We start from the raw sequence: 12,730 nt of genomic DNA, 5'->3' as shown, positions 1-12,730 counted from the left end.
AACGTCGTTTTGGAAAAATGAGGTCCCTAAATGGCTAATTCTCAACACAAAACCGAGAATGTGGCTGCGGTATTAAAGGTGTTTGCGGTACTCGAATCGCTGGTGGAAGACCGGCGTGCGTCTCTGGCCGATCTGGCCGCGCGTGCGATGACATCCAAGGCGACTGCCCACCGACTGCTCAACACGATGATCGAACTTGGCTATGTCGAGCGCGAGGAAGATACGGAACGATACGGGCTGACGCTCAAGCTGTTCAGCCTCGGGGCGCGCTCGGTTCAGGACCGTTCCGATTTGCTCTGGGCGGCGGATCGGGTGATGGCCAAGCTGTCGCGCCAGACGGGGGAGTCCATCAATCTCGGAGTGATCGACAATATCGACGAAAAGGTCGTCTACACCCATAAATACGACAGCCACTATAACCTCTCGATGCAGTCGACTCTGGGGCGGCGCAACCCGTTGCATTCGACCTCTCTGGGCAAGGCGTTGCTGGCGTGGCGTGACCCTGCCGAGATTGCCGAGCGGGTGTCGCGCATGACGTTCGAGCGCTCCGCGCCGCGCACCATCACCGACAAGGATGTGTTCCTCGCCGATCTCGCCGCCACCAGAGAGCGCGGTTATGCCGAGGAGATCGAGGAGAGCGAGGCCGGTGTGCGCTGCATGGCGGTGCCGATTTTCGACCATCTGGGCCGCCCCATCGCGGCGATGTCGATTGCCTTTCCCCTGTTCCGGTTCAGCGAGGAAAAGAAGCCGGAGATCGTCGAGACGATCATTGCGCTGGGGAGTGAGGCGTCGGAATCGCTGGGCTATTCGCCGGATGTGACGCCGGACGTGTGAGGCGGGCCGCCCCCTCAGTCGTCGAAGTATTCGCGGTGGGTCTCAAACAGGTCTGACAGGGTATCGAGGACGCGTCGCAGATGCAGGCGCACCTGTTTGCGTGCACTGCTTTTGCTGCCTGATTGGATCGCCTCGAAGATCGCGCGGTGGTCGTGAACGAGCACGGAGATGTGGTCCATGCTGTTGAGCGAGAGCACGCGCAGCCGGTCAAGGATCGCCTTTTCTTTCTGCACAATGTCACAGATGCGCGGATGGCCCACGGCGCTCGCGAGGGCGAGGTGGAAGTCGTCGTCGAGTTTGTGGAACGCATCGCCATTGCCCGATTTGGTCAGCTTTTCCTGCAGGTCCAGATTGGCCTCGACCTCTTCCACGGTGGCAACGGGCAGACCGTGGTCGCACAGGTGTTCGGCGATGGCGACTTCGAGAGATTCGCGGGCGAATTGCGCGCCTTTTATCTGTGGGATCGACAGTTTGGACACATAGGTGCCGCGGTTCGGGTAGGTGACGACAAAGCCCTGATCGCGCAGCCATGTGAAGGCTTCGCGCACCGGCGTGCGCGAGGCGCCGTAGAGATTAGCGACCTCTGATTCGGAGATGATCTGACCGGGTTTGAGGCTCATTTCGAGCATCGCCGCCTTGAGGCACGACGCGATCTGTTCGGCGGCGGGCCGGTGCGGATCGATGCGCAGGACGTACTCTGCGGGCAGATTAATGACGGTTGATTTCTTGGCCATGTCTTATCCCGACAGGTTTGAATATGTGCAGTAATTGTATACCGGCATGCAATTGTTGACAACCTGTATACTGGCATGCAACGCTTGATTCAACAACGAAACCGGGGGGAATATGACTGCGAAGAAAGTGCCTGTGGCGGCCCTGATCGGGGCGGGGATGGTTGCGCGCACGCATGTGGCGGCATGTGTCGATGCGCGCGATAAAGTAAGGCTAAAGGGCATCGCCGGACGCACATCCGCGCGGGCAGGCGAATTGGCAAAAGAGGCCACTTCCGCGTCGGGGACGCAGGTCATTGTCTACGACTCCATTGCCGATGTCGCCGCGGACCCAGAGGTGGATTTCGTGATCATCGTGACCCCGCCGAATGCGCGCATGGAGATCATCGAGCCTCTCGTTGCGGCGGGGAAACATATCCTTCTCGAAAAGCCGATCGGGCGCAATGCGCAGGAGGCCCGCGATATTGTGGAGCTATGCGAGGGTGCGGGCGTGACGCTCGCGATCGTGTTTCAGCACCGTGCGCGCGCGGCCTCTATTGCGGCGGCGGAGATGGTGGGCGGGGGAGACCTCGGGCAGTTGGGGTTGGCTGAAATCAGCGTGCCGTGGTGGCGCGATCAGAGCTATTACGACGAGCCGGGACGCGGGACCTATGAACGCGACGGCGGCGGGGTGCTGATCAGTCAGGCCATCCATACGATTGATCTCGCGCTGAGCCTGACGGGTCCGGTGACATCCGTGCGCGCGATGGCCAAGACCACGAAGTTCCACGACATGGAATCCGAGGATTTTGTGGTGGCGGGGTTGGAGTTTGCCAATGGTGCGGTGGGGTCTTTGACGGCCAGCACGGCGAGTTTCCCCGGCAGTGCGGAATCGATCACTTTGCATTTTGAAAAAGCCACGCTGCATCTGGAATCAGGTCAGTTGAAGGTCATCACCCGCGCGGGCGACGAGACCGTTCATGGCAATGAGGCCGGCACGGGCGGGGGCGCCGATCCGATGGCGTTCACCCATGAGTGGCACCAGACCATCATTGAAAATTTCGCCGCGGTCGTCACCGGCCCGGCCTCCCCTATCGCGAGCGGCCGTGACGCCATGGCCGCGCACGAGTTGATCGAAGCAATCACACGTTCATCAAAGAACGGCGTAATCGAGGAACTACACACATGACGCGTCCGCTGAAATTCGCAGCCATCGGAATTGACCATCGCCACATCTTTGGCATGGCCCAGAACATGATGGACGAAGGTGCCGAATTTGTCGGCTGGTTTACCGAAGGTGAGCCGGAGCCGACGGAGGGGTTTATCAAGCGTTTCCCCGATGCGCCGCGCGTGAAAACCGCAGAGGCGCTTTTGAACGACCCCAGCATTGATTTGATCATGTTGTCGGGCATTCCGCGCGAGCGTGCGGGATGGGCGATCAAGGCGATGGATGCGGGCAAGGATGTGATGAGCGACAAGCCCGGCTGCACGACGTTGGCGCAGCTAGACGATATCAAGGCCTGTGTGGCGCGCACCAACCGCATTTGGAGCATCGATTTTTCCGAGCGTTTCGAGGTGCCCGCGGTGACCAAGGCGGCCGAACTCGTCGCCGAAGGGGCGATCGGGAAGGTTATTCAGACCATCGGTCTGGGCCCGCACCGGTTGAACCGCCCGTCGCGTCCCGACTGGTTTTTCGAGCGCGAGTCCTATGGCGGTATCCTGACCGACATCGGCAGTCACCAGATTGACCAGTTCCTGTATTTCACGGGCTCTGATGATGCCGAAATCACCATGGCGAATGTGGGAAATTTCGCCAACCAGAGCGATCCGGGTCTCAATGACTTTGGCGAGGTGGCGCTGCGCAGTGCCAATGGGCACGGGTATATCCGGCTCGATTGGTTCACGCCGGATGCCTTGCCCACCTGGGGTGATGGTCGTCTGACGATTTTGGGCACCGAAGGCTACATCGAGTTGCGCAAATATGTGGATGTGGGGGGCGCCGAGGGCACCGATCACCTGATCCTCGTGAATGGCGCGCGCTGCGAGAAGATCGACGCCTCTGACGCGGGCATGCCCTATTTTGCGCGCCTCACCCATGACATTCGCAACAGAACCGAAACCGCAATGACCCAGGCCCATGCGTTCAAGGTCTGTGAACTCGCCCTCAAGGCGCAGCTTATCGCGGAAGGGGCGTCGCTATGATCAACGTTGCAATCATCGGCGCAGGTATCGGCATACAGCACCTCACAGGGTATCGGGCCCTCCCAGACCGGTACTCGGTGCGTCTACTTTGCGATCTGGATACCTCCCGGGCGGCGGCGGCAACAAAGGACGATGACGATATCCAAGTTGTCAGCGACATCGAGGATGTTTTGTCCAATCCTGACATCGATCTGGTCGATGTCTGTTTGCCGCCGCACCTGCATGCGCCTGTGTCCATCCGCGTGTTGGAGGCGGGCAAGAACGTCATTTGTGAAAAGCCGTTGGGGCGGTCGCTCGCCGAGGTGGCGCAGATGCAGGACGCGGTCGAGCGAACGGGGGGGCAGATTTTTCCGGTCTTCCAGTACCGGTTCGGATTGGCATTTGCGCAATTGAAGGCGCTGCGGGATGCGGGTCTGGCGGGAAAAGCGCTCGTGGCGAGTGCCGAGACCCATTGGAACCGCGAAAAGGAATATTACGACGTCGCATGGCGCGGGACATGGGCGGGGGAATCCGGTGGGGCGCTTTTGGGCCATGCCATCCATTCCCATGACATCCTGTGCAATGTTTTTGGTCCGGTGGCCCAAGTGGCGGCCTTTACCGACACGCGCGTGAACGACATCGAGGTCGAGGACTGTGCGACGGTGTCATTGCGCATGGAGAACGGGGCCTTGGCGTCGAGTTCGGTCACGCTGGGCGCGGCCCCCGATACGTCGCGGTTGAAGTTCTGTTTCGAGGGGCTGACCGCCGAGAGCGGGTCCAACCCCTATGCGCCCGCTGACGGGACGTGGACCTTTACCGCGCGCGGAACAACACAGCAGGCCGACATTGATCGGGTTTTGTCACAGGTCGAGGCCCCGCACGGGTGGTTTACAGGGTTTCTGGATGCCATCGCGGATGCCTTGGGCGGGAACGGGGGTAACGAGGTTACCTTCGAGGATGGTCGCCGCTCTATCGAGTTGGTCACGGCCATCTATTCGTCTGCTTGGGAGGGCAGGATTGTGCAACTTCCAATCGGGAAGGAGGACGCACTCTACGGCGGGTGGTCGCCCGCATAATCACGCGACCGACCTGAACTGAAATGGGGAGGAGACCCAAATGAAACTTAACCTAACAACAGCTCTTGCTGGAGTGACGCTTGCGCTGGCCGCAGGGTCCGCGACGGCGCAAGAAATCCGGTTTATGTGTAGTGGTGATGGCGTTGAATGCGAAGTCGCCATGCGAATTTTCGAACGCTACGAGGCCGCCAATCCCGGCGTTGATGTCATTCTCGACAAGGTGCCGTATCAGGGGTTGCTCGATACGCTGCCGATCCAGTTGGCAGGTGACACGGGGCCCGATCTGGCGTTTGTGACGGACCTCGGGGGGCTCAATCCCTACTACCTCGATCTCGCGCCCTATGTGGACCGCAAGTATTGGGAAGATTCATACGGCGGCACGCTCGACTGGTATCGTGTGGGCGATGATGATGACGGTATTTACGGTCTTCACACCGGCCTGACGATTACGGGCGCCTATATCAACCGCACCCTGTTTGATCAGGCCGGCGTTGCGGTGCCATCGCCGGATGCCGATTGGGACACATGGGCTGCGGTGTCACGTGAAGTGGCCGAGAAGACCGGAACCCCCTTCCCTATGGCGATGGACCGTTCGGGTCACCGGATTGCGGGCCCCGCGATTGCCTATGGGGCCAAGATCTTTGACGAGGACGGCGAGCCGATCCTCGTGGACGAGGGCTTTAAGGGTTTTGTCGAGAAGTTCGTCGAATGGAACAACGACGGCACGATGGCCAAGGATGTCTGGGGCGGCAAAGGCGGGACGGCCTATCAGGATGGCTCCAAAGAGTTCATCAACGGCGATCTGGTCTACTACTTTGCCGGAAGCTGGCAGGTGGCCAACTTTGAGCAGCAGATCGGCGATCTGTTTGACTGGGAAGTTGTCGGATCCCCTTGTGGGGCTGGCGGGTGCACAGGCATGCCCGGTGGCGCAGGGATCGTCGGGTTCGAACAGACCGACCACCCCGAAATCGTGGCTGAGCTGATCGACCTGCTCGCGTCCGAGGAAAGCTACGCCGAGTATTCGGCGAGTGCGCGCACCATCCCCACCCATGCGGCCGTTGCGGCCAAGGGTGTGAACTATGAGGGTGCGACACCTCTCGCGGCGGCGGCTTTGAATGGCTGGGCGGCGCAGGTGAGCAAGCTTGAACCGATTGCCTTTGCCTATCAGGGCAACCCCAACAACCGCGCGATGTTCAACATCACGGTGCAGCGTGTCACGCAGGCCGTTGTCGGTGAGTTGAGCGTTGATGAAGCAATGGACCGGATGTCCGAGGACCTTGCGGCGGCGTTGGCTGAATCCAACTAGGCCCGCCCGTTCAAACCAAACTGCATAGCCCGAGCGTGGGCTATGCAGACCAAATCAACGACTTCGCGCAGGTAGCATAGATGCTTCGGATCATATCACCCCTCATGCAGATCGTGGAAATTCCATTTGCTTTCGTACAGAAGCATTTCGGGATGCGCGTCGTATGGCTCTTTTTGATGCCAAATGTTCTGCTCTTTTTTACATTCGCCTTTGTGCCGATTTTCCTCAATTTTCTCTACGCCTTCACCTCGGGTGACCAGATCATGCTGGGGGATCGCCCCTATGCGGGGGCGGCCAATTTCGAGAGCCTGTCGCGGTGTCGCGACTATCTGGATCCCAATACATGCGAGCGCGATATCTTCTGGCGCGCGCTGTTCAATACGACGTGGTTTGTGGCGCTACAGGTTGGCTTTATGGTCGGGTTTTCGCTGCTCACGGCGATTGTTTTGAACCGCGACATTCGCGCGCGAGGGTTCTTTCGCAGCGTGTTTTTCTTTCCCGTCATGCTGTCGCCTGTGGTTGTGGCGCTGATCTGGAAATGGATCCTTCTTCGCAACGGGCTGTTGAATGCATGGCTTATCGGGTTGGGGTTTGAAGGGGTGAACTGGATGCTGGAATCCAGTTGGGCCTTTGCGTGGTCGGTGTTCCTGTCGGTCTGGGCGCATATGGGGTTTTACACCCTGATCCTGCTCGCCGGGCTACAGGCGATCCCGCGCGATGTGTATGAGGCGGCTTTGATGGATCGCGCCTCCGCGTGGCGCACGTTCCGGCGCATCACCCTGCCCCTTCTTGCGCCCACGATGCTCGTGGTGCTGGTGCTGGCGCTGATCAAGGGGGTGCAAACCTTTGACGAGGTCTATGCCTTTACCGGCGGGGGTCCGGGGTCTGCGACGACGCTTATCATTCAATACATCTACGAGACGGGTTTTGCCGGTTCGCCGAGGCTCTTTGGTCTGGCCGCTGCCGCATCCATCATTCTTGCAGTGGTCCTGGTTGTCCTGACTGCCGCCCAGTTCTGGGCTAACCGGAGGAACATCGATGGGTAAGATTGCCTCATTTCTCACAGCCACCCGCGGTAAGAACGGCCGGATGGATTGGACCGATTGGGTGTCCTACGGATATCTGTTGATGGGGGTTCTGGTCATTTTCGGACCGGTGCTGTGGCTGCTGATGTCCTCGTTCAAGGATGAGGCCGAAATCCAACGGTTTCCGCCGCGTTTTCTGCCCTATACGCAGGAGACAATCGAGGTGGAGGGCTATGATACGCCCCTTGCGCTCTACGACATCGTGGCGGGCGAATTCGAGGGGCGCCGGTTGGCCCAGATCCGGCGTGTCGGACTTGTGGCGCAGATGGTTGACCCCAACGAGCCGGACGTCCGTTTAAAGGTCGATATCGCGGATCGTGAAGCGATCGAGAGTGTCGGGCTGGCCACCGAGAATTATACGGAATTGTTCGAAAAGTTCTCGTTTCTGAAATTCTTCTGGAACTCGACCTTTATCACTGTTGTCGCCACGGCGATCACGTTGATGGTCAATTCGATGGCGGCCTTCGGGTTGTCGAAATACCAGTTCCGCGGGCGCAATGTGATGCTGATGATTGTCGTCGGGTCGTTGATGGTGCCCCAGACAGTTGTGCTCGTGCCGCTGTTCATTGTGACCAAGGAATTGGGCATGCTGAATTCGCTATGGGGTGTGATCATTCCGGCGGCGGCGACGCCCACGGGGGTCTTCCTGCTGCGTCAATACATGCTCACGATCCCTGACGAGATCCTCGATGCGGCCCGCATGGACAAGGCGTCCGAGTGGAAGATTTTCTGGCGCATCATCCTGCCCCTGTCGGTGCCTGCGATTGCGGTTCTGGCGATCCTGTCGGTGATCTGGCGGTGGAACGACTTCCTGTGGCCGCTGATCGTCTTGTCGGAAAATGAAAACTTTACGCTGCAGCTCGCGCTGAACTCTTTCCAGGGCGAGATGACGACGAAATGGAGCAACCTGCTCGCGATGACGGTGCTGACGTTGCTGCCGATCGCCTGCGTGTTCTTCTTTCTGCAGAAATACATCGCGACTGGAATTGCGTCCACCGGGGGCAAATAAAATGAAGAAAAAGGAGATGCCAGCATGGCGGGAGTAGGGCTGAGAGGCGTTCGCAAATCCTACGGCGCGGTCGAGGTGATAAAGGGGATCGATCTCGAGATCGCCCATGGGGAATTCTGCGTTTTCGTGGGGCCCTCGGGGTGCGGCAAGTCGACATTGCTGCGCATGATTTCGGGGCTCGAACCGATCACGGGGGGCGATATCGTGATCGAGGGCGAAATCGTGAACAACATCGCGGCGGCCGATCGCGGCCTCGCCATGGTGTTCCAGTCCTACGCGCTCTACCCCCATATGACGGTGCGCCAGAACCTGTCGTTCGGGTTGGAAAACGTGGGCACGGCCAAAGGGGACATCGCCGCGAAGGTCGATGCGGTGTCAAAGATGTTGCAGATCAACGAGCTGTTGGATCGCCGCCCCAAGGACCTGTCGGGCGGGCAAAGGCAACGGGTCGCGATCGGGCGGGCGGTGGTGCGAGAGCCGCGTGTGTTCCTGTTTGACGAACCGCTCTCGAACCTCGACGCGGAGTTGCGGGTCGATATGCGCGGCGAGATCGGCGCGCTGCACAAACGTCTGGGCAATACGATGATCTACGTGACCCATGATCAGGTCGAAGCCATGACCATGGCCGACAAGATCGCCGTGCTGCGCAGTGGCGAGCTTGAACAATTCGGCACGCCATTGGAGCTGTTCAACAACCCGACCAACACCTTTGTGGCGGGCTTTATCGGGTCGCCGAAGATGAACTTTATCAAAGGGCATGTCGATCACGCGGACCGGGCGATGTTGGTTCTGGCGACGGGGGAAAAGGTTGCGCTGCCCGCCACCGGGTTTGACCAGAAACCGGGGCAGAATGTGACCTTGGGCATTCGCCCCAACGATCTGCAACCTGCCCCGTCGGCAAGCCTGTCCATGGTTGTGCGCAGTGTCGAACAGCTCGGGACCGACTCCTATCTCTATGGCGGATTGGAAGACGGGACCGCGATTACCATTCACAGCCCCGGGCAGACGCAGGTCACGCCGGGCGAGAAAATCCACGTCGGGGCCGCGGCTGCGTCGATGCATCTATTCGATACAGAGAGTGGCAATACGCTGCGCATTAGCTGACGCCAAAGGGGTATCAAATGAAACAAACATGGCGCTGGTTCGGCCCGGCTGACGAGATTTCGATGCCTGAAATCCGCATGACCGGGGCAGAGGGGATCGTCACCGCGCTCCATCACATTGCCACCGGCGATGTGTGGAGCGTTGCGGAAATCCAGAAGCGTCAGGCCGAGATCAGACAGCCCCAGGGCGCGGGCGCGCCGTTGCAGTGGGATGTGGTGGAAAGTCTGGTGGTGTCCGAGGCGATCAAGTCCCAGACGGGCAATTACCGCGAGCATTATGAGACCTATCGCCAGAGCCTGCGCAATCTCGCGCAATGCGGGCTGTCCACGGTTTGTTATAACTTCATGCCGGTCCTCGACTGGACGCGCACCGATCTGACCTCGCCTCTGGACAACGGGGGCACGGCGATGCGGTTCGATTTGATAGATTTTGCCGCCTTCGATGTATTCATCCTCAATCGCGCGGGTGCGGGCGAGGATTACTCCGCCGCCTTCATCGACCAAGTGCGCGCGCGGTTTGACACGATGAGCGATGCCACCAAGGGCGCGCTCACGCAGAACATCGTTGCGGGGCTGCCGGGTGCGAACGAAAACTGGACGCTGGATGCGTTGACCGCACACCTCGACATCTACAGCCAGACCTCCAGAGACCGGTTGCGCTCGAACCTGGTCGATTTCCTCTCCGAGGTTGTGCCGACGGCTCAGGAGCTGGGCATCCGCCTGTGCTGTCATCCCGATGATCCGCCTTTCCCGCTCCTCGGGATGCCGCGGGTGATGTCGAGCGAGGATGATTACCGCTATGTGATGCAGGCCGTCGATAGCCCCGCCAACGGGGTGACATTGTGCACGGGGTCGATGGGGGTGGCACCGGATTTCGATGCGGTCCGGTTTGTCGAAACCTTCGGCGATCGCATCCACTTCGTGCACCTGCGCAACACCAAACGGCATGCGCCCGCTGACGGGGCGCGATCGAGTTTTCACGAGTCCGAGCATCTGGATGGCGACAGTGACCTCGTTGGCGCGGTTCATGCGCTCCTGCGAGAAGAAGCAAAGCGTCGCGCGGCGGGGCGTGCCGATCATGTCATCCCGATGCGGCCCGATCATGGGCATTCGCTCGTCAGTGATCTCGCGCGGCCGATGATGCCGGGTTATCCGCTCGTTGGTCGGATGCAGGGTCTGGCAGAGTTGCGTGGGATAATGGCCGGTTACGCACCCAGACTGTGAGATTGTGCGAGATTGCGCGAAATTTCGCGGTCCGGGACATGGAAGACCTCGGGGATGAGGGCGGCGACGGGGACGGTCGGGGGGGAGGACATTTATGTGCCTGCCCCCTTCCCTGTTGGGATTTGAGCGGTTGATGTCGATGGCTCTCTTAAAGGGCGGACATCGGGCAAGACACCGCTGGAGCAGCGAGGCTGTTAGATTATCGGTCAGGTTGATTTTGGTTTATTTAAATGGTGCCCAGGGGCGGAATCGAACCACCGACACGAGGATTTTCAATCCACTGCTCTACCCCTGAGCTACCCGGGCACCGGGAACGCGCTTGCGTTCGGGTAGCGGGGTTTTAGTGGGGGGGCGCGGCGGTGTCCAGAGGGAAATGGCGCTGCTACTGTGGTTTTTCAGACCCGTCGTGCGTGGCGGCGCGCGTCATCTCTTCGAGAGCCTCCACGAGCGCTTCGGGGTCGTCTTCGCGTTCGCTGGGAACCGCGTAGGATCCGTTCATCCAGCGGCCGAGATCGATGTCTGCGCAGCGTTTGGAGCAGAAGGGGCGGTATTTCTCCACCCTGTCTTTTCCGCAGATCGGACAGCTCATTTCAGAACCTCCGCAACTGGCACCCGTGTCCGTTTCTTTTGCACTTCAAAATGGCCCAGAGGGGTCCATCCGGCGAGGACGATATCGCCGCCTTCTGATTTGAATGCAGCTTTGAGGGATTGTTCGAACTGGCGGCGGTCTTTTTTCGGCATCGGGGCGAGATCGAGGGTGATCTGGCCGGCCAGACCGCGCAGGCGCAACTGGCGCGGCAGGTCGCGGGCCAGGGCGATATTGGCCTTTAGCCCTGCGGCGGGCGAGAAGTCACCGCCTGTGTTGACGTCTACGGCGACGAGCGCGCGGGTTGGTTCGATATAGGCGGAGGCGGAGCTGGTGAGGCGCACGCGGGGGTCGAGGATTTCCTCGATCATCTCGTGCACGCCATGGGTGTCAAAGGCGTCTTCGCTTTCGTCATACTCATCCGCATCGGGCCAGTCGCGCCATGCGGTTTCCCATGCATCGGGGCCTGCGACGAGCAATTCGGGCGCGCCTGCTTCGTCGCCGAGAACCGCCTCGGCCAGCGCGCGGGTGTCGGCGAGGTCGGCGGCGACGGCGTCGAAATCGGCACTCTCGCAGGCCGAGCGCAGGATCAGCCCGAGGGTTTCATCCGCGCCCTCCATGCCCAGTTTTGCGATGTCATGCAGGGCGATGAGCGTGTCGTCGTCCTGAATCTGGCGCGAGATGTTGAGACCCGGCGCGCCGGGGGTGAGGATGGCGTAGCGCGACTTGAACAACAGGCGCGTGGTGACGGGGATGGCTTTGCCGTCCTCGGCGATATGGCTGACCTGCACCAGCATCGAGGCGCCGGGTTTGAGGCCCTTGGAGCCGCGCAGATAGGCCTGTTCGCCATCGGGCAGGTCGAGCATTGCGCCCCCCATGCCTTTGAGAAGGCGGCCACCTTTGGCGCGGAAGATCGATCCCGGTGCGGCTGGGGCATCGTCGCCCGCGTCGATCACGAAATCAGTGAGTTTGCCGTCCACGATCAGCGCGGCGGCTTTGAGCCCCCTCACCTGTCCGAGTGCGATGGTCGAGCCCTTCATGAGCGATCTCCATAGACGGGGTATCCGGCGGCGGCGAGCAGGGCCGCGGTTTCGGCCACGGGCAGCCCCATGACGGCGCTGTAGGACCCTTGGATCCACGGGATGAAGGCGCCTGCGGGGCCCTGGATGCCGTAGCCGCCGGCTTTGCCGCGCCAATCGCCGCTCGCGAGGTAGGAATTGAGCTCCACGTCCGAGAGGCGTTTCATTTTCACGGTGGTGGTGACGTCTGCTTCCCAGATGTGATCCCCTGCGGCGACCGCGATGGCGGTAATCACACGGTGGCGGCGTCCGGCCATGGACAGCAGGAACTGGGCGGCCTCTTTTTCATCGGCGGGTTTGCCGAGGATGCGCCGCCCGAGCGCGACGGTGGTATCGGCGCATAGCACGACCTCGCCGTCTGCGCGGGGCACGGCCAGCACTTTTTCGCGGGCCATGCGTTGCACATAGGGGCGCGGGAGTTCCGCGCCCTGAGGGTCCTCGTCGATATCGGGCGTGCGAATGTCATCGGCAACGAGCCCGATCTGCGCCAGAAGTTCCTTCCGGCGCGGGCTACCCGACCCGAGGATCAGCTTCATT

The 12,730-nt window shown here is 60.5% G+C and carries 13 protein-coding genes and 1 tRNA gene; 9 read left to right on the top strand and 5 right to left on the bottom strand.

Features of this window, described 5'->3' with window-relative positions; translation table 11 throughout:
• Positions 1-30 precede the first annotated feature (30 nt).
• Positions 31-834, top strand: coding sequence for a DNA-binding transcriptional regulator KdgR (kdgR, locus tag ABD815_RS07435; RefSeq protein WP_344845776.1), 804 nt, complete (start codon positions 31-33; stop codon positions 832-834).
• Positions 835-848: 14 nt separating this feature from the next.
• Here the strand turns inward: kdgR and ABD815_RS07430 are convergent, their stop codons facing one another.
• The gene (locus ABD815_RS07430; protein ID WP_344845773.1) at positions 849-1,568 is read right to left on the bottom strand and encodes a GntR family transcriptional regulator; all 720 of its coding nucleotides are present in this window, start codon (positions 1,566-1,568) and stop codon (positions 849-851) included.
• 112 nt (positions 1,569-1,680) lie between these two features.
• Between ABD815_RS07430 and ABD815_RS07425 the strand changes: the two genes are divergently transcribed.
• The 8 genes from ABD815_RS07425 to uxuA all read left to right on the top strand — a co-directional run bounded on the left by ABD815_RS07425 (position 1,681) and on the right by uxuA (position 10,528).
• Positions 1,681-2,733, top strand: coding sequence for a Gfo/Idh/MocA family protein (locus ABD815_RS07425; protein WP_344845771.1), 1,053 nt, complete (start codon positions 1,681-1,683; stop codon positions 2,731-2,733).
• Positions 2,730-3,746 carry a Gfo/Idh/MocA family protein gene (locus ABD815_RS07420; protein WP_344845768.1) on the top strand — a complete coding sequence of 339 codons (1,017 nt, stop codon included), beginning with the start codon at positions 2,730-2,732 and terminating at the stop codon, positions 3,744-3,746. Before ABD815_RS07425 ends, ABD815_RS07420 begins: the two co-directional genes overlap by 4 nt.
• On the top strand, positions 3,743-4,801 hold the full coding sequence (locus tag ABD815_RS07415; RefSeq protein WP_344845765.1) for a Gfo/Idh/MocA family protein: 1,059 nt from the start codon (positions 3,743-3,745) through the stop codon (positions 4,799-4,801). The genes ABD815_RS07420 and ABD815_RS07415 overlap by 4 nt, the downstream gene beginning before the upstream one ends.
• Before the next feature lie 40 nt (positions 4,802-4,841).
• Positions 4,842-6,107 (top strand): ABC transporter substrate-binding protein, encoded by a 1,266-nt coding sequence (locus ABD815_RS07410; RefSeq protein ID WP_344845761.1) that lies wholly within the window; start codon positions 4,842-4,844, stop codon positions 6,105-6,107.
• An 80-nt stretch (positions 6,108-6,187) separates the two neighbouring features.
• On the top strand, positions 6,188-7,153 hold the full coding sequence (locus tag ABD815_RS07405) for a carbohydrate ABC transporter permease (RefSeq protein WP_344845758.1): 966 nt from the start codon (positions 6,188-6,190) through the stop codon (positions 7,151-7,153).
• A complete protein-coding gene (locus tag ABD815_RS07400) occupies positions 7,146-8,201 on the top strand; it encodes a carbohydrate ABC transporter permease (protein WP_344845756.1) in 1,056 nt (351 codons plus the stop codon). Before ABD815_RS07405 ends, ABD815_RS07400 begins: the two co-directional genes overlap by 8 nt.
• Before the next feature lie 24 nt (positions 8,202-8,225).
• Positions 8,226-9,305: an ABC transporter ATP-binding protein gene (locus ABD815_RS07395; protein WP_344845754.1), complete on the top strand. Its 1,080-nt coding sequence runs from the start codon at positions 8,226-8,228 to the stop codon at positions 9,303-9,305.
• A 17-nt stretch (positions 9,306-9,322) separates the two neighbouring features.
• Positions 9,323-10,528: a mannonate dehydratase gene (uxuA, locus tag ABD815_RS07390; RefSeq protein ID WP_344845752.1), complete on the top strand. Its 1,206-nt coding sequence runs from the start codon at positions 9,323-9,325 to the stop codon at positions 10,526-10,528.
• A 231-nt stretch (positions 10,529-10,759) separates the two neighbouring features.
• Here the strand turns inward: uxuA and ABD815_RS07385 are convergent.
• The 4 genes from ABD815_RS07385 to ABD815_RS07370 form a co-directional block, all read right to left on the bottom strand.
• Positions 10,760-10,834 (bottom strand) — tRNA-Phe (locus tag ABD815_RS07385).
• Positions 10,835-10,910: 76 nt separating this feature from the next.
• Complete coding sequence (locus ABD815_RS07380) at positions 10,911-11,117, bottom strand: DNA gyrase inhibitor YacG (RefSeq protein WP_344845750.1); 207 nt, start codon at positions 11,115-11,117, stop codon at positions 10,911-10,913.
• Positions 11,114-12,154 carry a ribonuclease E/G gene (locus ABD815_RS07375; RefSeq protein ID WP_344845747.1) on the bottom strand — a complete coding sequence of 347 codons (1,041 nt, stop codon included), beginning with the start codon at positions 12,152-12,154 and terminating at the stop codon, positions 11,114-11,116. Before ABD815_RS07375 ends, ABD815_RS07380 begins: the two co-directional genes overlap by 4 nt.
• Positions 12,151-12,729 carry a Maf family protein gene (locus tag ABD815_RS07370; protein WP_344845745.1) on the bottom strand — a complete coding sequence of 193 codons (579 nt, stop codon included), beginning with the start codon at positions 12,727-12,729 and terminating at the stop codon, positions 12,151-12,153. Before ABD815_RS07370 ends, ABD815_RS07375 begins: the two co-directional genes overlap by 4 nt.
• Between the last annotated feature and the right edge of the window lies 1 nt (position 12,730).

The organism is Celeribacter arenosi (assembly GCF_039539485.1).
Taxonomy (GTDB): Bacteria; Pseudomonadota; Alphaproteobacteria; order Rhodobacterales; family Rhodobacteraceae; genus Celeribacter; species Celeribacter arenosi.
The sequence above is the reverse complement of the archived record's forward strand: the minus strand, read 5'-3'. Positions and strand labels throughout refer to the sequence as shown.

What these genes read in the sequence shown, in the direction of transcription:
- kdgR (WP_344845776.1), top strand. Translation starts at nt 31, where the DNA reads ATGGCTAATTCTCAACACAAAACCGAGAATGTGGCTGCGGTATTAAAG.
- ABD815_RS07430 (WP_344845773.1), bottom strand. Translation starts at nt 1,568, where the DNA reads ATGGCCAAGAAATCAACCGTCATTAATCTGCCCGCAGAGTACGTCCTG.
- ABD815_RS07425 (WP_344845771.1), top strand. Translation starts at nt 1,681, where the DNA reads ATGACTGCGAAGAAAGTGCCTGTGGCGGCCCTGATCGGGGCGGGGATG.
- ABD815_RS07420 (WP_344845768.1), top strand. Translation starts at nt 2,730, where the DNA reads ATGACGCGTCCGCTGAAATTCGCAGCCATCGGAATTGACCATCGCCAC.
- ABD815_RS07415 (WP_344845765.1), top strand. Translation starts at nt 3,743, where the DNA reads ATGATCAACGTTGCAATCATCGGCGCAGGTATCGGCATACAGCACCTC.
- ABD815_RS07410 (WP_344845761.1), top strand. Translation starts at nt 4,842, where the DNA reads ATGAAACTTAACCTAACAACAGCTCTTGCTGGAGTGACGCTTGCGCTG.
- ABD815_RS07405 (WP_344845758.1), top strand. Translation starts at nt 6,188, where the DNA reads ATGCTTCGGATCATATCACCCCTCATGCAGATCGTGGAAATTCCATTT.
- ABD815_RS07400 (WP_344845756.1), top strand. Translation starts at nt 7,146, where the DNA reads ATGGGTAAGATTGCCTCATTTCTCACAGCCACCCGCGGTAAGAACGGC.
- ABD815_RS07395 (WP_344845754.1), top strand. Translation starts at nt 8,226, where the DNA reads ATGGCGGGAGTAGGGCTGAGAGGCGTTCGCAAATCCTACGGCGCGGTC.
- uxuA (WP_344845752.1), top strand. Translation starts at nt 9,323, where the DNA reads ATGAAACAAACATGGCGCTGGTTCGGCCCGGCTGACGAGATTTCGATG.
- ABD815_RS07380 (WP_344845750.1), bottom strand. Translation starts at nt 11,117, where the DNA reads ATGAGCTGTCCGATCTGCGGAAAAGACAGGGTGGAGAAATACCGCCCC.
- ABD815_RS07375 (WP_344845747.1), bottom strand. Translation starts at nt 12,154, where the DNA reads ATGAAGGGCTCGACCATCGCACTCGGACAGGTGAGGGGGCTCAAAGCC.
- ABD815_RS07370 (WP_344845745.1), bottom strand. Translation starts at nt 12,729, where the DNA reads ATGAAGCTGATCCTCGGGTCGGGTAGCCCGCGCCGGAAGGAACTTCTG.